The organism is Rhodospirillaceae bacterium (genome assembly GCA_018662005.1).
Lineage (GTDB): Bacteria > Pseudomonadota > Alphaproteobacteria > Rhodospirillales > JABHCV01 > JACNJU01.
In genome coordinates this window covers 128839-148405 of the sequence record JABJHA010000021.1, presented here as the reverse complement: position 1 = coordinate 148405, position 19567 = coordinate 128839, and the positions used below count along the sequence as shown (strand labels likewise).

The 19567-nt window shown below is 50.0% G+C and carries 13 protein-coding genes; 7 read left to right on the top strand and 6 right to left on the bottom strand.

Annotation, left to right across the window (positions count from 1 at the left end; genetic code table 11):
* The first annotated feature begins 526 nt into the window (after window positions 1-526).
* On the top strand, window positions 527-3091 hold the full coding sequence (locus tag HOL66_10500) for a hypothetical protein (protein ID MBT5244667.1): 2565 nt from the start codon (window positions 527-529) through the stop codon (window positions 3089-3091).
* Complete coding sequence (locus tag HOL66_10495) at window positions 3084-4964, top strand: hypothetical protein (protein MBT5244666.1); 1881 nt, start codon at window positions 3084-3086, stop codon at window positions 4962-4964. The genes HOL66_10500 and HOL66_10495 overlap by 8 nt, the downstream gene beginning before the upstream one ends.
* A gap of 84 nt (window positions 4965-5048) precedes the next feature.
* On the opposite strand, the gene HOL66_10490 is transcribed toward HOL66_10495, so the two are convergent.
* Window positions 5049-5975: a hypothetical protein gene (locus tag HOL66_10490; GenBank protein MBT5244665.1), complete on the bottom strand. Its 927-nt coding sequence runs from the start codon at window positions 5973-5975 to the stop codon at window positions 5049-5051.
* Window positions 5972-6793: a hypothetical protein gene (locus HOL66_10485; GenBank protein ID MBT5244664.1), complete on the bottom strand. Its 822-nt coding sequence runs from the start codon at window positions 6791-6793 to the stop codon at window positions 5972-5974. The genes HOL66_10490 and HOL66_10485 overlap by 4 nt, the downstream gene beginning before the upstream one ends.
* 601 nt (window positions 6794-7394) lie before the next feature.
* Here HOL66_10485 and HOL66_10480 point away from each other — a divergent pair.
* From HOL66_10480 to HOL66_10465, 4 genes are all read left to right on the top strand, one after another.
* A complete protein-coding gene (locus HOL66_10480; GenBank protein MBT5244663.1) occupies window positions 7395-9275 on the top strand; it encodes a hypothetical protein in 1881 nt (626 codons plus the stop codon).
* 85 nt (window positions 9276-9360) lie between these two features.
* Entirely contained in the window at window positions 9361-11421 is a 2061-nt protein-coding gene (locus HOL66_10475; GenBank protein ID MBT5244662.1) for a hypothetical protein, read from the top strand.
* Between the two features lie 404 nt (window positions 11422-11825).
* A complete protein-coding gene (locus tag HOL66_10470; GenBank protein MBT5244661.1) occupies window positions 11826-12950 on the top strand; it encodes a DegT/DnrJ/EryC1/StrS aminotransferase family protein in 1125 nt (374 codons plus the stop codon).
* Complete coding sequence (locus tag HOL66_10465; GenBank protein MBT5244660.1) at window positions 12947-13699, top strand: glycosyltransferase family 2 protein; 753 nt, start codon at window positions 12947-12949, stop codon at window positions 13697-13699. Before HOL66_10470 ends, HOL66_10465 begins: the two co-directional genes overlap by 4 nt.
* Here HOL66_10465 and HOL66_10460 read toward each other — a convergent pair.
* The 4 genes from HOL66_10460 to HOL66_10445 form a co-directional block, all read right to left on the bottom strand.
* Complete coding sequence (locus HOL66_10460) at window positions 13669-14802, bottom strand: DegT/DnrJ/EryC1/StrS family aminotransferase (GenBank protein MBT5244659.1); 1134 nt, start codon at window positions 14800-14802, stop codon at window positions 13669-13671. The two genes, HOL66_10465 and HOL66_10460, sit on opposite strands and share 31 nt — an antisense overlap.
* Entirely contained in the window at window positions 14799-15776 is a 978-nt protein-coding gene (locus tag HOL66_10455) for an NAD-dependent epimerase/dehydratase family protein (protein ID MBT5244658.1), read from the bottom strand. The genes HOL66_10460 and HOL66_10455 overlap by 4 nt, the downstream gene beginning before the upstream one ends.
* Before the next feature lies 1 nt (window position 15777).
* Window positions 15778-16746, bottom strand: coding sequence for a Gfo/Idh/MocA family oxidoreductase (locus tag HOL66_10450; protein MBT5244657.1), 969 nt, complete (start codon window positions 16744-16746; stop codon window positions 15778-15780).
* Window positions 16747-16839: 93 nt separating this feature from the next.
* Window positions 16840-17382, bottom strand: a complete 543-nt coding sequence (locus HOL66_10445; GenBank protein MBT5244656.1) for an N-acetyltransferase — start codon at window positions 17380-17382, stop codon at window positions 16840-16842.
* Window positions 17383-17881: 499 nt separating this feature from the next.
* Here HOL66_10445 and HOL66_10440 point away from each other — a divergent pair, with 499 nt between their 5' ends.
* Window positions 17882-19558, top strand: coding sequence for a radical SAM protein (locus HOL66_10440; protein MBT5244655.1), 1677 nt, complete (start codon window positions 17882-17884; stop codon window positions 19556-19558).
* Window positions 19559-19567 lie beyond the last annotated feature (9 nt).

Sequence of the window (19567 nt, the reverse complement as noted above, 5' to 3'; positions counted from 1 at the left end):
GTTGAACCGGCCTCAGCCTGCTTCAAAATAGCGATGATCTGGCTGTCAGAATAACGTGATTGTTTCATGTTGAATCTCCTCAAAAAACATTACGAGAAAATTCTACTCATTTGTACCGCTAAAAATTGGGAGCATTACCATGCTTCTTTGCACTTTTGATATTCATTTTTTCCTCTTAGGAAAATTCATTTTGCAACCGAATACGCTCTCCAATTTTATTGCTACCATTCTACCCTCCTCATGTGTTTGCAAATGTTAGAATTGTCAGATTTGGCAATATTTTGATAATGTGTTACGGAGGGATTCTTGCAGCACTTTTCTGTTATTTTGCAATCAGATTTTATGGATAATTGGCGGCGGAAAATTCTGAAAGTAACCGCTAAAATGGAACAACTGGGACAATTTCCTAGTGGCCACTGGCTACAGGCAGCAAAATGGTTGGCTATCTAGAGTCGGCAAGAAAATTGCAATTCTTTTCAAACAAATTAGGCTTTCGACAAACAAACCAGGATAACCTTTCGACACCATGAAGCCCATTCAAAATTTCATCACCAAATCAAGTTTGATTGTCGGAAGCTTTTCCTTGCTAGCCGTCACCGCCCATTTGTTCTTTAGAATGATAGAGCATGCTCCTTATGTCTCTACTGACGACGGATTGGCGAACGTAGCGGTGGCATTATCCGAAACTGGACGCTATGCCTTTCTTACAAGTCCCATCAACTTCGGACTGCTTCGCGACGAAACCTTTTTCAACTTTGGCCCTATTTATTTCTACGCAGGTTCTTTACTGACTTGGTTGTTTGACTCTCCGCTGGTGATGATGCGGGCGCTACATCCAGCCAGCCTTGCGGTCGTCACTGTCTTGGCATTCTACGTGTTCGGACCCACCTCTCGAGCGGCTGTCTTGCTGTTGGCTATCGCCCTATTCCAACTGTTCTGGTCGGTGCAATGGCCGATGGTTCGGCCTGACATTTTTGTTTCCCTGCTAGCCTTCGGCAGTCTGGCAGCTGTCTCAAAAGCCATCCACACTGACAAACCGTTGTGGTGGTTGGTAGGTGCCTTTCTGGCCGCTAGTGCTGCAACCCAGCATCTGATCGCCTGGAGCATAGTGCCTTGGTTCATCTTCTTGTGGCTTGGTTGGTGCGTCGCGCCAGCGCCTAATCGTTGGCAAGCCGCCAAATCTATCTGGTGGCCTTTGATGGGTGGCGTTATTGGATTCCTAGTATTCTTCCAACTTTTCGACTGGCAGGTCGAACGACTTTACGCCTATGTCACTAGTTATAAGAGCATGTTGTCGGGTTTTCCGGCTTCGGATAGAGTTTTTGACTATCCATCAATTTTTGAGCGTCATTTGATATCTGGTTTCTGGGATGGCCTGAACCGTTTGTACAAGATATTCTTGGTAGGGGGTGTTGCGATGGGGCTGGTGACCCTTGCCCTTGTGCGTCGTCAACCCCGGTTTAAATTGATGAGTTTTCTGTTCCTACCAGCATTGCTTCTGTTCGCGTTCTACGCGCTAAGCTTGGGATTGTACCCGAACTTTCACAGTGGTTATATTCTGCTGCTACAAGTCTCGTCAGCCTGGGCTGCAGCGGCCGGTGTAGCTGTATTCCTGGCTACCGCCTCTGCCCGCTATTCCAGATTTTTGCAAATCGAAATTGCGGCTGTTCCAACCTTGGCAGTCGTTGCTCTGTGGTCATCACAAACTGCATTGACTTCGCCGCCGCACTGGTCACTGGCTGGGCGCAATAATGTCAATTTCACGGCGTATAGCAATCGTGTATTCGAAACAATGCCGGTGTCTGCGCGGGTTCTGGGGCCGATGAGATTTGGCATTGAAAGCGGCAAAAGAGTTCAGCTTATTCAGCAATTCGACTTAAAACATTTGCTGCAATATATCGCTGAGGACCAATATCCGGCATTGGCACCCGAGTGGCTGGTTCTTCAAGGCGACGTCAAATCACAGTACACATGGTCGACATTCAATAACGACTATAATGTCTTTTATGACATGACAAAATTATTTGGCGTTAAATATGTGGTGTCAGCCATTATCGATGGCTTTCCCTATGGCTCTACCTATGTCTATCGTGCACAGGACAAAAATGACAGTCATCGGCGGTCTCCTTCTTTTTCCATCGCCATTGGACAGCAATGGGTGGACGAGTTCGATTTCAGTGAACCGTTGGCGGTCACATTCCGTGAAGCCGAACCGGTGCGCATTTCTACCCCTATCGCCAATATTACGGTTACAGCCGTGCATACTCTTAAATTGGAATCGCCCTTGGCCACCGGCACATATGTGATCGACTTGGCCCTGGATGGGCAGAACCCAGATGACAGGCCGGGAGCTTTGTCTGCCTTTAACAGCGCCAACCCGATTATCTCACTTTTTAACGATCTGGGGTTCCAGTTTGACGAACGACCGGTATTCGCAAATGAAGACCGAATTTCCATGGTGCTGCATTACGATGGTGGCCCGCTTTATCTGGCCCTTACAAAACAGACGCCCGGGGCACGCATGTCAGTGATCTCGCTACGCCGCGTTGAGCCAAGGGCCACTGCCTATGTTTTGCACCCACTACCACCGGTTCGCAAATGGCAAGCCGCAACGGACGCAGTGGCAACACATATTTCCGACGACGGTCGAATGCGATTCGATGGGGACAATAGCCCCTGGAACTATCAGGTAATCAGCCCCCCCTTCTCTCTCCCGCAGGGACAAAATTTTGAGCTTGAAGTGCCGGTGGAAACTGATACCGGACGCCTTGCCATAGGTTTGTTGAACAAAAATGGGCGTTGGCTGAGCACTCCAGTATCGGTAGGGAAGCCCATCCGTTTCAACACTGTGAGTGGGGAGAATATCCAAATCGTCCTTATCAATGACCAAAATACCGGTGTACCGATCGCCACATCGGCGACGATTGGACTGGGATCGCTGAAGGCATTCCCACAAAGTTTTGAATATGTAAGCGCTTTTTCAGCCTGCGCTCATCTGTACTTCGAGGGTAAACTCCCCGACGGAACCAACATAAAATGTAAAGTGCAGAAGAATACTCCATTGACGATCAAAGGAACGGGGAATGAATGATAGGATTTTGGAACGGCGTGACGTTTTTGCGCTAACGTTCCTTATCCTTGCGAGCCTCTTCCTTCGGTTCTACTTGGAAGAGGCCCATATCCGAGTTTGGGACCACCTAACATACTATTATTCCTTTGATCAAAAAGATTTTTTGGAAGACGTGAAATGGTGGGAATGGTTCCTTCCCTTGGAGGATGTCGGGCGATTGTGGCAGAATTCCACCAATGTTCTTGCCTATCAGCTTCATAAAATCGTCCCACCTTATGTTACTTGGGTTGGCCTCAATTTCTCAGTGATCGTTTTTTCGTACGTCCTGGCAAAGCTGTTGTCTAAGTCCTTCGTGATGGCGTTCACACTGGCGCTCTCCTTCACCTTCAGCACGCACGCTATTCACGTTTATGCTGTGGGCGGGATAATGCACGCCAATACGTTCCTAACCTATGTACTGCTGCACCTTATTGTTATCAACCGGATGTACATGGACACCCTTCGGCCATGGCTGTGGCGGGTGGCCTATGGTGTCACCTTGTTTATCCTGGCTGAATCGTACGAAGGGTGGATCGACGGCGTTGTCACCATCTGGGTGGCCATGGCAATTGTCATTCCGTTCCTTCGTCGCACCGGCAATCATACAGCCTTGGCGACGTCGCGATTCATTGTAGTCACATCCACCTTGATCTTCATTCTTTACCTATCCATTAAATTTTTCTGGTACAGCACTTCGCATGGTATGGGCTCTGAGTCAGATACGGTTTTCAACTATAATTATTTATCACTTGCTCTGGAAGATATTTTGGGCAACGTAATTACGTTCGCCTACAAGGCGGTGGCGAATTTTCTGCCGCCGTTCTCGATCACCACGATCTCTATGACCATTTTGGGGAAAAGTACGATCATTGCTGAGCAGGCGGGATATCACCCGGCTATGCAGCACTTAACTTACATGAATCATGTGTTTTTCTGGCGGTATTTTGCCGGCGCATCGTTTGTTGCCATTGTTTATCTGTTTGTGCGTTCAGCCATCCGGTTGATCCGGCACGGCGAACATTTCTGGCTTCTTCCTGCGCTGATGACGACCATGATCCTGACAGGATCGGCAGTACATGTCGCGATCAAGTTCCGGCCGTTTCATTCCATTCCGTGTCAAACCTATAATATCATGGTAGCCGTGCTGGGGGCGGGGTTGCTGCTGTCTTTTGGTACCAGCATGCTGTGGGAACGGCGCCAGGCACTGTTCGGCCAGCGAAGGAGTTTTTTGATTGCCGGTTCGCTGGTCGTATTGGTCTGGGCTATTCAGGTTTCCAATGCCTTTACTCGTCCGCCATTCCTAAACGCGGCTTGCGCAGCAGAAGGAATGTGGAATGTGCACAACCCCGCCAAGCGACTCAAGGCTTTGCTTCGCGACGGGCCCAGTTGGAATCTTCCACGGGATGCTATGCCACTTCATCCGAGAGCGATGCCTGTAACTGAACCACTGAGTTCTGGAAAACTGGTTTATCGTCTTGTCCCGTCGGACGGACAAACCTGGATGGCCGGAAAGAACAGTACCGATATCAGGGTCGAGGATGCTGAACTGACATTACGCAATCCAACGCATCACGGCTACCAACTGACTTCGCCTGTAATTCTGGTCGAGCCTCGTCAGCGCTATCAGGTTATTTTCGACATCGACGGCCCGAAGCCCAACCTTTGGGTCGGCGTCTTGGATGAAAAAGCCGGCATTTGGGCACTACAGGTCGAGGCAAACCGGCCGGGGCCGGTCGCATTCGGCTTCGAGTCGCCAACCCCGCGACTACAAATAATCCTCTTCACTAACGAACCTGGTGCAAATATAAGAATACGTAAGTTAGAGCTCAGGCGAGTTAAGGCGCTGGCAGACTGACTGTTGGAAGCGTCCCTGCCGGGAGACACTATGCCACTAAGAGTGGCCTGCCCATTTGACAGAGGCTTCATCTACCCACCCTAGCTAAATCAGACGATTTCTCAAACTCGCGTGAATCAGTCGCTTGGCATCCTCTGCATCCGCTATGCCCTCGACTGTCACATTTGTCAACTGCAGGACGCCATCTCCGCAAGCGACAACTGGATCATTAGCGATGCGGTAGCAAATCTGTCCTGGAACGGCCATGAAGGGACCAGGGTGTTCGATGGGATGTGCACGCCATATTGTTACCCTTTGATTACCTTCGAGCGTGCAGAACGCGCCGGCGAAGGGATGGGATGAGGCGCGAATTAACCTCATAATGTGCTGGGTATTCCAGTTCCAGTCAATCCGAGCATCATCCGGTCGCCTAGGATAAGTGCGGAGTGTTTGTCTATGTTCGTCCGGCTGTGGTGTGGCGGTGAGCGTACCACTAGCAAAACCGTCCACAGCGTCAGCCAGCATCACGGGTACACGTTCTTCCAGCCAGTCATAAATATCGCCGATATATGTGTCGTCCTGTAACTGCAAAAACTCCTTCGACACCACTGGACCTTCATCGATTGCTTCGGCCATCTGATGAATGCTAAGACCAACCCGCTGTTCGTCATTGATGATAGCCCAGTTGGGACACGCATTTCCGCGATAAAGCGGTAAGTCGCCACAATGTGCGTTGAGCACGCCACCTGGAAATACGCTCAGCAAGTCCGGTTTCAATTTTGTTAACCAGTTAATTGAAATAGCGATATCGCAGCCGAATTCAGACAATTCATCAATCTGTTGGTTGATAGCAAGGTCGCAAAAAAAGGCAGCTCCCAAACTCTTTGCTAGGTCAGAAAAATCGTTTTCATCGGCTGTGTATTCGGGTTCCGCGGGGCAGGTCCAGATCACCACGATTTCGTGACCACGCCCGGCAACCAGTTGTGCTGCGTGTAATAGGGAACCCGTGCGACCGAGGGCGGCTACTTTCATTTGACGTTTCCGTTAAAAGCTCGGGAGAGCTGGCTTGCCGTTTCCGATTGCGTCGCGTCACAGTCGGTGAGTAACGACTCTAGAAAAGTGCGAACCCCCGCCCCGTGATTAACAAACGGCTCTACTTCCTCGCGCCGGAGGCTTAAGAGGGGCCGCCCGTCGAGGAGTTGCATGATCGATGTGTGATTGTCCAAATTAGCCGAGTTGAGGGCTACATGGATAGGGTGGAAAGCAAAAACGTTGAACCCCGAATCAACCGAAGGTGCCGCCGTCCAATCCCATACTGGTCGCCATAATATTTGATCATCTGACCAGTTATATGGAATGCGCGTGAGGAAGTTTCCATTGTTCCCGAAATAACATATCGTCGGCGCCAAGTTGTAGTGAAATGGTAGGAACAACGAAAAATCAGTTTCAATTTGAGGATACTCGTCACAGATTGTTTTAAATAATCTCGAAGATTGCACCAGCGCATGGGTGCGCATCACACGTGCCTCAGGAACCAGAGAGAGGCAGTAGTTCAGTACATCCTCAACGCCATCGCCATGGGTCGATCCAGGCAGCAGGTTGGGATGGATGCCGAGCTCAATGCTATCGAGTTTTCTAAGATCGGCGAGAATATCCGACTCATGAGTAATGAAGATCGTCGCCCGGTAGTTGGCATTGCGGACTAGATCAACACACAACTTGATGCACCAGTCAGGCACCCAATCTATATCAAAAGTCAACCCAAGCCGGGTTCTTTGCAACATAGAAGCCTCCCAGACCCCAACTTGATCTTCGTAAAAACTTATCCGTTTTTTATCGCTGTTGTTCAAAATATCTCCTATTAAGGAAAACTCCGAGTCGTAGCTTGGGAGAAGCCCTACAACAGTAGCTACGAGCGAATGATTCTCTATTTCATAGGTTCTAGCACCTGTTGGATTCAAGCCACAAGCTCGATATCTAGTGATTTACCCCGAAAATATTACCTTTTGCATGTTGAGCCTCATCTCCGTCCCTCGGATACCCGATCCAGCAGCCACGCTAAACCGAATGCCAGCAAGCCAACATTCTCGCCCTCAATTCACCGTGGCGTCCTCGAGGGCCTTCTTGGATAGAAACTCATCCATCGCCTCGAGTATTCGCTACCATACCGTTACGCCGTCCAAGCTGCCTTAATCGACCCTGATAGTGGCATGGATCAGCGCATCTTCCCCATATTGCTTTATGAGTTCGTTGGCGCTGGCGTAAATATTAATGTTGGAGGTTATGGTCACGAGGAAACCAACTGGCATTTTCCTAAGGCAATTCCACCACGCTCATTATTTTCAACGAAGCTACGAAATTTGCCGTTTCGCGATAGGACCTGTTCAGCTAGCATCAGGATCGAATCTTGGAGAGTGGGGTGCTGGGGAATGTTTAGTCATGGGGGCCGTAATGAAAGACAGCATTTGGGGAAGGCGTGACGTAATTGCGGTTTCGTGCCTGATTCTTGCGAGCGCCTTTCTTCGGCTGTACCTGGAAGAGGCCCACATCCGAGTTTGGGACCACCTAACATACTATTATTCTTTTAATCAAAAAGATTTTTTGGAAGATGTGAAATGGTGGGAATGGTTCTTTCCGTTAGAGGATTACAAAGGACTTTGGTCTAATTCAACCAATGTTCTAGCCTATCATCTTCACAAGATTATTCCACCTTACGTTACTTGGGTTAGCGTTAATTTCTCAGTGATCGTTTTTTCGTACGTCCTGGCAAAGTTGTTGTCTAAGTCCTTTGTAATGGCGTTCACACTGGCGCTCTCTTTCACATTCAGCACGCACGCTATCCCCGCATATGTAATAGGCGGAGTAGCACAGGCCAATACAATTCTGACCTATGTGCTGCTGCACCTTATTGTTATCAACCGGATGTACATGGACACCCTTCGGCCATGGCTGTGGCGGGTGGCCTATGGTGTCACCCTGTTTATCCTGGCTGAATCGTATGAAGGGTGGATCGACGTCGTTGTCACCATCTGGGTGTCCATGGCAATAGTCATTCCGTTGCTTCGTCGCAACGGCAACCATACAGCCTTGGCGACGTCGTGGATCATTACCGTCACATCCACCTTGGTCTTCATTCTTTACCTGTCCATTAAAATGTTCTGGTACGAAACTGCGCATGGCTTGGGTTCGGAGTCAGATACGGTTTTCAACTACAACTATTTTTTACTTGCTCTTGAAGATATTCTGGGTAACGAAATTACGCTCGCCTACAAGGCGGTATCTAATTTTCTGCCGCCGTTCTCGATCACCACGGTCTCTATGACCACCTTGGGGGAAAGTACGATCATTGCTGAACAGGCGGGATATCACCCGGCCATGCAGCACCTAACTTTTATGAATCATGTGTTTTTCTGGCGGTATTTTGCTGGCGCATCGTTTATTGCTATTGTTTATCTGTTTGTGCGTTCAACCATCCGGCTGATCAGGCATGACGACCTGAGCTGGCTTCTTCCCGCGCTGATGACGACCATGATCCTGACGGGATCGGCAGTACATGTCGCGGTCAAATTTCGCCCGTTTTATTCCATACCATGCCATAACTACAACATCATGGTGGCTGTGCTAGGGGCGGGGTTACTGCTGTCTTTTGGTACCGGCCTGCTGTGGGAGCGGCGCCAGGCACTGTTCGGCCAGCGAAGGAGTTTTTTGATTGCCGGTTCGCTGGTCGTATTGGTCTGGGCCATTCAGGTTTCCAATGCCTTTACTCGTCCCCCGCACCTCAACGCGGCGTGTACGGTCGTGGGTATGTATCATGTACCTGACCCCACCAAGCGACTTAAGGCTCTGCTTCGCGACGGGCCCAGTTGGAATCTGCCGCGGGATGCGACACCACCTCATCCGGGACGGATGCCCGTGGCCGAAGCGCTGAGTTCCGGACCACTGGTCTACAATCTTGTCGCGTCGGACGGGAAAACCTGGAAGGCTGCGCAGAACACTACCGACATCAGGGCCGAGGATGCGGAACTGACATTACGCAATCCAACGCATCACGGCTACCAACTGACTTCGCCTGTAATTCTGGTCGAACCTCGTCAGCGCTATCAGGTTATTTTCGACATCGACGGCCCGAAGCCCAACATTTGGGTCGGCGTCTTGGATGAAAAAGCCGGCATTTGGGCACTACAGGTCGAGGCAAACCGGCCGGGGCCGGTCGCATTCGGCTTCGAGTCGCCAACCCCTCGACTACAAATAATCCTTTACACTAACGAACCTAATGCAAATATAAGAATACGTAAGTTGGAGCTCAGGCGAGCACTGCCGGTTTCAAGATGACAATTTAAAATGCACCGAAAACACCATACTCCGCATTTTGTAAAATCCTCGGTAATTTAGCTGTATAATTATTAAAGGTCTTCTAATGAACTCTAGCAAACGTAATGTCTATCTCGTCGACTTGGGATCTGGCTCTGACCTTAATTTGTTACCACTGGGCTTTACGTTGGTGGGTTCGTACAGCGCGGCTGATCCCGTTCTTTCGGCCGCTTATCACTTCGACTACCGCTTTCTGCGTCCCCCCCTGGAAACCTTGGTCGACGATATGCCCGACCCTGCGGTGGTCGCACTGGCATGTTATAACTGGAACATACGCGGCAGCCTTGAAGTTGCGCGACGAGTTAAGCTTCGCCACCCCGGAGCGATCACGGTGCTTGGCGGCTGTTCGGTACCAAATGACCACGAACGAATAGGTGTATTCCTGCATCAACACCCCTATGTTGACATCCTGGTCCGTGGTGAAGGCGAACAGATTTTTTCTGAGCTCCTTCATCAATTGTTGCCGGGCGGCGACTTGCATCTGTTAAATGGAATCAGTTTCCGCGATCATGAAGCCCCCGACGCTTTCGTCACGACTGGAGCGCCAGGGATTATCCACGACTTGACCGCCCTGCCCTCACCTTTCCTCAATGGCGTGATGGATCGGCTGTTGTTGCGTTACCGAGATCAGATTACTGGTGTTCTATGGGAAACCACCCGGGGATGCCCATATAGCTGTTCATTCTGCTACTGGGGAGATTCAGCGATGAATAAGCTTCGACGCCACGACCTCGACCGATTGCGAGCTGAAATCGAATGGATCGGCCGCAACCAGTTCTCCTACATCTTCGCTACCGACCCCAATTTTGGCATCCTCAGCAAGCGGGATGAAGCTGTTGCTGCAATGGTCGTTGAAACGAAGCAGAAGTATGGCTTCCCCAAGCAGTTTGGCGTCAATTGGTCGAAGAACGCGGGGGAACGGATCCTCCGTGTCGCGGATATTCTTTCCGAAGGTGGAATCGGAACGACCATCAACACAGCTGTCCAATCCTTCCACGAACCGACACTGTCGGCCGTTAAGCGCCTCAACATCAGCCGAGACGACATGCAGATGGTCAAGGAGGCCCTCTTTGCCAAGGGTGGCTCGACTATGACCGAGATAATCCTCGGCCTGCCCATGGACACCTACGAATCCTTCGTGGCCACGATCAATCAGGCGATGTCCTCACAGATTGGCGACAACTTCATCATCTATCTGTGCCAGTTAATCGATAATACCGAGTTAGCGTCGGATTCGTCACGCGAACAATACAAAATCGATGGGCGTCTCTGTCGTGGCTCTGCCCAAAATCGGGTCTACCATGACAAATCTGATGATGTCGAGGAATTGATTGAAGTGATTGTCGAGACATCGACGATGCCAATTCCGGATTGGCGTCGTGCCTATGTTGCAGGGTATTGTGGCACCAGTATCTATCGAGTGGGTTTCTTCCCGATTAACTTCCTTCGTTATTTTCATAACGTCGAGCCCATGGATTTCATTGAATTTACCATCGCCGAACTCGAACGTGATCCGGTCGATTTCCCCACGCTATCGAAGGGCTTGCAACACGTCGTCACGCAGCAGCAGATGATTCTCGACGGCATTGCCGAAAAGATGGGAATCGAGGGGTTGGAGGATGTGGCCATCAATCCCGATGTTGCGGCCTGCGCCATCTTTCTTTACGATTCACGTCGGTTTTTCACTGAGTTGCGCGACATGTCCGGTCGCCTCCTTGCAGCGCGTGGAATCAGCCTCGATTGGGAGGTTTTTGAGGATGTTTTCGTCTTCCAGGAGGCTAGCGTTCCCATTTGGCCATGGGAAGCCGCAAAGACCCGTGATTTCTTAACCAACATTCCCGAAGTAATGGAAGCTATGGGCAAAGGGCGCCCACTTCCCGTCATCGAGAAACGAGCGACACGGGCTCGCTTTCTGGCCCCTATCGATCAGCAGCCGCAGACTATCCTCGATTACCTTCGCACCTGCGTCCGTAACACAGGCGTGACATTTTTTAGTTGCGAAATCGTCATTCCCCACCAAAAGATAGTCCTGCCTGCGTCAAATTCCCTGCCAATCAGTACGATGCCAACGAGTGGTTTCATGGACGAAGGGAAAGGATCACCCTGACCCCGAAGTGCTACTGCTAGTCTGTGATTTAAAACCGGGAAAAGTTCCGCCGTATGAACAGTCTGTTCGTGTGCCACTGATTCGCACATACGGTGGGTATCGACGGCACCCATGGCAGGAAGACAAAGCATAAGAAAAATCTCATGCACGAATTAGTTGCCCTATGACTGTGTTTTCGTCATTCAGTTCAAGGAAGCACTTGCAATCTGGGGAATGCTGCAATCAGCGGCGGATGATCACCTCTTTCATTTGATTAATAACATGCATCTGAAATTCGTTCTGCCTTAGATCCCGGCCTAGCCCAAACCATAGGTACTTTTTTATTGAATTCTGGGGAAACGAATCAGATACTTCTAACCTCATTATTTAGGATCAACTCTGACGTGTTAGACTCGAAACCCCGTATGCCATTTATAGACCTTCAGGCACAACGTGCGCTGATTGAAGAGGGCATCCAATCGGCAATTGGCAGGGTATTGGAGCACGGTGAGTTCATCGCGGGGCCCGAGGTGCAGCGCCTGGAAGGCGAATTGGCACAATGGACAGGTGTTCCCCACGTCATATCCTGCGCCAACGGAACCGATGCGTTAGTGTTAGCTTTGCTTGCCTTGGGAATTGGACACGGTGATGCGGTCTTTGTTCCTTCCTTTACGTTTGTGGCTACAGCTGAAGCGGTGGTTCTCGTAGGTGCGGTTCCTGTATTCGTCGATGTTGATCCCCAGCACATGACAATGAGCGATAGCAGCTTGCGCGATGCAATTGTCTCTTACCGTAAAACCGAGCAATCACTGCCACGTGCGGTTATTGCCGTAGACTTGTTTGGTCACCCCGCCGATTACGATGTCATTCGAGAAGTGACGACATCCGAGGGCCTGTTCCTGATTGCAGACGCAGCCCAAAGCTTCGGAGCCCGTTATCATGATCGACCGGTCGGCAGCTTGGCTGATATCACGACGACAAGCTTTTTTCCCGCAAAACCATTGGGGTGCTATGGTGACGGGGGCGCTGTTTTCACATCAGACCCTGAATTGGCAGATATTATTCGGTCTATCAGTAGACACGGTCAGGGGAATTCGCGTTATGAACATGTTCGTATTGGCACGAACAGCCGACTTGACACCATTCAGGCGGCGATCCTTCTGGAGAAACTGAAGTTGTTGCCGGATGAGATTCCGGCGAGAAACCAAATAGCGAAAAAATACGACGAGTTGCTATGTTCTTTTGTGAATACGCCGAAAGTCATGGATGCGGTAACGTCAGCGTGGGCACAGTACACGCTCTTTGACAATAATCGGAACCATATACTGCGATCTCTCGCCAATAACGGCATACCAGCAACTATATATTATCCAACGCCCCTGCATCGCCAAGCCCCCTATCAGGCCTATCCCACGGCTCCCGATGGACTGCCTGTCACGGATGCAATGGCTGATGGGGTTTTCAGTATCCCGATGCATCCTTATTTAGATGATGAAACTCAGGATCTTATTGCAACCACTATCCGGTGTGCGTGTGACGTGCAGCCATGATCCCTGCTACGGAGGAATCACATGAGGGTCTAGAAATTTCCATCATCGTGCCTTCGTATAATGAAGATGAGTCTCTCTCCAAAATGGTTTCAGAGGTCATCCATGTCTATTTGCAAACAGGTTGGAGCTTCGAGATTTTAGTGATCGATGACGGAAGTACTGATCGAACTGTGGATGTCATTGAGAAGCTGTGCAAAAGCCATCCCGAACTGGTTCGGTATGTGAGACATCGTCAACGTCTTGGGATGGGTGCCGCTCTTATCACAGGGTTTGCCAATGCGAGAGGCGAGGTTATTGTGGAGTTACCGGGCGATAAACAGTTTGACCCCTGCGATACGGTGCAAATGGTTAAAATTCGTGGCGACTTTGACGGAGTGATCGGCATGGTTAAGACTGAGAGCTCCTTTAAATTACACCGCCTGCAATTCCTAAGAACCATCTTGTCGAAAGGTTTAAGGATGTTAATACGGATCATGCATCCTAATATCCCATCAATTACGGGGATCCTGGTCGTTCGCAGAGACCTTGTGGATCCGAGCCAACTCCTGTGTGCATCACCGTTCGCGCATTTAGAAATTCTGGACAACGGTCGTCGACGTGGTGCCCGTTTTACCACCGCACCGAACACTGTCAGGCCTCGGATAGCAGGCACCACGAAGGTGACCAATCTTTCTACCATCATAAGCATGGTCGTCGATATGATACGCCTGCGTTGGTATTACACGGTTTCATCGCTCGGGTTGCGGTAACTCGCATGGATTGAGGCCACCAATGCATCTACGACGTAATGGACAGGTTCCATCCCCATGTGGGGGAGCAGGGGCAGAGTCAAAGATTGGCGTTGAGCTCGCAAGCTGTGCGGCAAATCGCCAGGAAGACAACCGAAGCGGGCGAATGCAGGCTGCGAGTGCTGGGCATATGTCCCCAGTGTGGTTTCCACTTTCCGGGCCCGCATTTCTTTGACAACATGGTTGCGGTCCACGTGGTCGCCCAACAAAACAACAAAAGATTGAAAAGTTCCGAAGCCAGGACTGCCAAATTGCGGCATTAAGATGTCTTCGAAATTAGATAGGGCGTTTTGATATGCTTGGGCTGTCCTGCGGCGGTCATCGATCATAGGGGCAAAGCGATGCAATTGGGCAAGGCCAAGCGATGCCGAGATCTCGCTCAGACGGTAATTAAAGCCGTTTTCCAGAAACTCCTGCCCAACGACAGAGGGCTTCGCGCCGTGGCTTCGCAGGAGGCGAAGCCGAGCCGAGAGTTCTTCATCGGTGGTGGCAATTGCCCCCCCTTCCCCGGTGGTAACCAACTTACGAGGATGGAAGCTGAAGCAACCAGTGTTACCGCCGTTTCCGCAGGAAATACCTTCCCGGCTGGCCCCTAGCGCGCATGCCGCATCCTCGATAATTAGTAAACCATGCTTGCTAGCAAGCTGACTAATAGCAACAATGTCCGCAGGCATCCCGAACGGATGGACCGGCATAATCGCCCGGGTCCGAGCCGACACCCGCTTTCCCGCATCGACGAGGTCCAAATCGAACCCATCCTGGCGACAATCGACAAAAACAGGGACGGCACCGCATTGGACGATGGCATTTGCGCTGGCAGGAAACGAAAAATCCGACACCAACACTTCGTCACCCGGTCCGATGCCCAGGGCGACCAAGGACAGGTGCAGGGCAGTGGTCGCCGAAGTGGTGGCAACCACATGGGGTGCGCCGATGATATTGCTAAGGGCGCTCTCGAAACGAGCGAGCACTGGCCCATCGGTCAAGCGGCCCGAGGCAAGGATCTGCCGCAAATCGTCGGCTACCTCATCAAATGTCAGATCAGGGCGGGTAATTTGAATCATGGATGAATGGAGCCTCTTGTAAGAGGCTCAACGGTTTGAGCAATTCCGTCATGCAGCGGTGTAGTTACCATCTCGCCTATCAGGCTATGCATCAACCCTACATCAGCGCAGTGTCGGCGGACATCTGCCGGCCGGGCCGGCTTGTGTTCGATAGTCCCGCTATATTCCATTTCTTGGCAGACGGACCCAATAATTTCTTTAATCGAAGTTTCTTTTCCACTTCCCACATTTACAATCAGACCTGTCAAAGTTGCTAGGGCGGTCAGCTTTAGGGTCGCCTCGATTGTGTCCCTGACAAAGATAAAATCTCGGGTTTGCAGACCGTCACCTTCAATAACAGGGCGGCGGTTTTCGCAAATTCTACGCACTGTTAATGGGATGATTGCTGCCATATTGCCATCATTCTGACGTGGGCCGTAGTTGTTGAAGGGGCGGATGATGCCAATGTCCAGCCCGAACATGTTGGCATACGAAGCCAGCACTAGGTCAGCAGCTGCCTTTCCTGCAGCATAGGAAGTTTCCGCCATTAACGGATGTTCCTCGGTCATGGGAACCGTCTGAGCTGTCCCGTAAACTTCCGATGTAGAGAATTGAATAAGGCGGCCATAGGCTCCAGCGCGCAGCAAATCTGCAAGGGTATAGGCAATGTCAGTATTGACCCGGGCAGCCCCTGCCGGATTGAAGAACGAATAGAGCAAGGCTTTGGTGGCCAAGTTGAAGACGACATCAGCGCGGGCCTCACCCAAGATAGCGCGCATGGCCTCGAAGTCCCCTGCATCCTCGCGGAAGACCGTTACCTTATCGCCATGTTGCTCGCGGGCAGACGTTAAATTTGCATCTTTGCCGAGAAAGAAGTTGTCTACCACTGTGACATGGTCGGCACCTTGATTCAATAAGGCGTCTACAAGATGGCTGCCGATGAATCCGGCGCCACCTGTAACGACAAAACGCTTTCCTTTAACGAATTCCGTCATCTCAGCTCTTTGCTTCGTCATTTTCCTCCAACTTATCCTGTATCCACCACGCTAACCGCATCACCTCAAGGGTACTGTTGGCATCGGTGAGGGGCGTTCGTTTCTGGCGCACGCAGTTAGCGAAGTGCTCTATCTCCCGAACAAGCGGTTCCGCATGTCGGACCATCACACGATCAACTGTAAGATCCAAAACGTAACCTCCAGATTCCTGCCCTAATGGTGCAAGTTTACTTTGTTGATAAACAAAGAGCTCCTGGCGCGTGTAATCGGCTTGTATGGAAGCGACATCGGTTGTTACCTGAAGCTCACGCACTTTATTTTCTGTGATTCGGCTTGCTGTAAAGCTTCCAATACTACCGCATTCAAACCGGACCAGAGAATTGACATAATCATGGCTCCCCTCCTCACCCCGTATCCCTTGAGCAAGAACATGGACAGGCTTGCTACCGATCAACCCAAGTGCCACGTCAAGGTCATGCACCATCAAGTCCATGACAACATCAACGTCGGTAATTCGAGAACTGCTCGAACTCATTCGACGGGCATCTAGGGCCACTACTCGTTGCCTCGTTGACAGGATCGAACCCAGTTGTTCTATCACGGGGTTATAACGTTCAATGTGCCCAACCATAAGAAGCGCACCTGATTTTTCCATTTCGGCAATCAATGCCAAGCAGTCTGCTTCTGTGGTAGCCATCGGCTTCTCGATCAGGCAGTGGATGCCGCGACCGAGCATGGCCTGACCGATGCTTGCGTGAGTGATTGACGGACTGGCGATGGTGACAGCGTCCACATGCGCAGCCAAGTCCTCAACACTATCGAAGGCTGTGCAGCCATATTGCGTAGCGAGAGAATTGGCAATGGCATTGTCGGGTTCAACAAGCCCTGTTAGTTCAATATCACGCATTTGACTAATGATACGAAGATGATTTTTCCCCATTTGTCCACAGCCGATAACTCCTATCCTCATTTCATAATTCCTTGAAAAATAAAAGGATGGCTTTCAGTGGTTGATTGGTTTTTATCAAGGCGTTAGTCACCTCCGGCGTATTTCCGTCTCGCATCATATCTTCAGCATTTCGACCGGAGGCGGTACAGACGGATCCGCCCAGTTCAGACGGGATCCCGCAACTGTAACGTAATCTATCACCCTAGCGGGTTGCCCCACTACCAAAGCGTGGGGTGGAACGTCATGGGTTACCACCGCACCAGCTCCGACCATACAATAGGTTCCCAGCTTGACGCCGCATACTATGGTAGCATTGGCCCCAATGCTGGCTCCCTTCTCAACAACTGTCGGGATGATAGTCCATTCGGGGCTTTGTGCACGGGGATACAGATCGTTGGTGAAAGTTGCATTTGGTCCAACGAAAACCTCGGCACCAAGCGTTACGCCTTGAAAGATTGAGACTCCATTCTGTACCTTACAACGAGCCCCTAGCACCACGTCAATGTCGATATACACTGACTGACCAACATTACATTGCTCCCCTAGTATCGCGCGTTCGCGCACCTTTGACCAGTTCCAGATGGCTGTGCCCTCGCCCACCAAGGCATCGTCAGAAACCTCTGAAGTGGGATGGATGAAGGTGGGGCCTGAAGGCATGATTTGGTGTCCGGAGTTGCGATGTTATGTAGCAACGCATACAAAAAATTTATTTGGAGTTAGATTACCTAAAATAACCTTCCAAATTCATGTGATCCTATCCAGTTTCAACAGCAAGTGAAACAAACTTCTCTCTACGGTTACACGACAGACCAAACTTGAACATCTGTTCATAAATGATAGCGGGGCAAGTTGCCGACGATCTGTCGACAAAGCCGGGATGGATATTCTGGTGAGCCCCCAGAAAACTCGCCCATCATCATATAGGAAACCGTCTTTCGGACCATTTAATTCCGGTCAATCCACTAGGTGTTCGCTAAAATATTACTTGACGTTCCCGATACATGCATTAGGTAACGTATAAGGTTTGTAGGGGGTCTAAAAGGCTTTGAACGCCCTGAAAAAAACACCATAGCCTACGCTGTTGGTGGGGGGAAAATAGTTAGGTATCAACCTTTTTGTTTGCCGCTCAGTTTTTTTTGAATTGGAAAGAAGTGCCGTGAAAATCGTGTTTTCAACAATGGGCGAGATGAACATGGGTACCGCTGCCGTCTCAGCGGCACTCAAGGCGAAGGGCCACCAGACCGCTGTGGCTTTCGACCCCTCACTGTTTGACGAGCACCTGTATTTTGTAGGCGAATCGTTTCCCATGAAGCAATTGGCCGCTTTGTTCAGCCAACGTGAAAAAGTTATTCAAAAAATTATCGACATGCAGCCGGATCTGGTTGCTATCGGGGTGATCTCAGATACCTATAAGTGGGCCATCGACATTGCCAAAGGCGTCAAAGAACACGTTGATGTGCCAATTATATTTGGTGGACTTTTTGCCACCAATTGCTTCGAAACTCCACTTTCCACGCCGTGGGTGGATATTGTCTGTATAGGCGAGGGTGAACAACCCATGGTCGAGCTCTGCAATGCCATGGAACGGGGCGAAATCGATCATTCAATCCCTAATCTGGTATTCAAAAAGGATGACGGTTATCTGTACAATGCCCCCCGCCCCTTACAAGATATGGACGACCTTCAGCCCAATGACATAGATTTATTCAAAGATGATATAAATATCGGAAATCGCTACTACACGCTGTCCTCTAAGGGCTGCATCATCAGTTGTACATTCTGTTCCCAGGCTTTTTATGAAATCTTCAATGAAACCCGTGACCCCCGCCGCCGCAGCGTTGATTTAATCATTGATGAATTGGCCGAGGCGAAAAAAAAATACAATGTCAGGCTGTTCGATTTCGAAGACAACATCCTGTTTTCAAATAAAAAATGGTTTCGTGAATTTGCGCCGAAATATGCCGAACGGGTGGGCGTTCCTTATATCTGTATGGGGCACCCCGTCGTTTGTGATGATGAAACGGCCCGTTTGTTAAGTGAAAGTGGTTGTTACCGATTGCAACTTGGCATCCAAACCATGAATGAAAAAAACCGCCAGAAACTGCTTCGTCGACCTGAAACCAACGAACAGGTGCGTAATTGTTTTGATAATCTTGACCGATATAAGGTCAAATATTCGTGTGATCACATTTTTGGACTACCCAATGAACTCGGAGCGGTGGACCTTTATGAAGCGGCGGTTGAATATTCCAAATGTGAAATGATCAACAAGGTCAACACCTTCTTCCTTACTGTTTACCCAAAAACCCCCATGGTTAAACAGGCCATTGAATGGGGCATGATCCAACCCGAAGACGAAGAACTCATCAATGCCGGAAATTCCGCCTATTATTATGATTACGGAATCACCAGTCGCCCCGACCTCAAAAGACTATTCCGTTCTTACGCCATTTTCTATCGCATCATGCCGGCGATGCCAAAAAAAATGCGCTTTTTTATATTAAGGACGAGGCTTTTCAAGGTTTTCGCCTTTTTCCCGAAAACCATCATGCTGTTTCTGATCGACCTGTTCCTGACCTTCAAGAACTGGGATCCGGTTTCCCGGCATGTCATTGGCACCTATTTGTTGTGGACAAAAAAAATCATATTCCACGGGGGTGTCAAATATGATGGACCCATTGATGCCGACAAGGTAATCAAGCTTTGGTCCGAGTATAAGATTATCAACACGCGACCTGTTGGCGCAGTTGATGATAAAATAGAAATCGGGCTATTCAAGGCCAACGAAACCTTGAAGGACTACGTCCCAGAAAATGACAGAACATATCTTTAGCTTTCAACA

Excerpts from the sequence above, each read along its gene's own strand:
- HOL66_10500 (MBT5244667.1), top strand. The coding sequence starts at position 527 with ATGAAGCCCATTCAAAATTTCATCACCAAATCAAGTTTGATTGTCGGA.
- HOL66_10495 (MBT5244666.1), top strand. The coding sequence starts at position 3,084 with ATGAATGATAGGATTTTGGAACGGCGTGACGTTTTTGCGCTAACGTTC.
- HOL66_10490 (MBT5244665.1), bottom strand. The coding sequence starts at position 5,975 with ATGAAAGTAGCCGCCCTCGGTCGCACGGGTTCCCTATTACACGCAGCA.
- HOL66_10480 (MBT5244663.1), top strand. The coding sequence starts at position 7,395 with ATGAAAGACAGCATTTGGGGAAGGCGTGACGTAATTGCGGTTTCGTGC.
- HOL66_10475 (MBT5244662.1), top strand. The coding sequence starts at position 9,361 with ATGAACTCTAGCAAACGTAATGTCTATCTCGTCGACTTGGGATCTGGC.
- HOL66_10470 (MBT5244661.1), top strand. The coding sequence starts at position 11,826 with ATGCCATTTATAGACCTTCAGGCACAACGTGCGCTGATTGAAGAGGGC.
- HOL66_10465 (MBT5244660.1), top strand. The coding sequence starts at position 12,947 with ATGATCCCTGCTACGGAGGAATCACATGAGGGTCTAGAAATTTCCATC.
- HOL66_10460 (MBT5244659.1), bottom strand. The coding sequence starts at position 14,802 with ATGATTCAAATTACCCGCCCTGATCTGACATTTGATGAGGTAGCCGAC.
- HOL66_10455 (MBT5244658.1), bottom strand. The coding sequence starts at position 15,776 with ATGACGGAATTCGTTAAAGGAAAGCGTTTTGTCGTTACAGGTGGCGCC.
- HOL66_10450 (MBT5244657.1), bottom strand. The coding sequence starts at position 16,746 with ATGAGGATAGGAGTTATCGGCTGTGGACAAATGGGGAAAAATCATCTT.
- HOL66_10445 (MBT5244656.1), bottom strand. The coding sequence starts at position 17,382 with ATGCCTTCAGGCCCCACCTTCATCCATCCCACTTCAGAGGTTTCTGAC.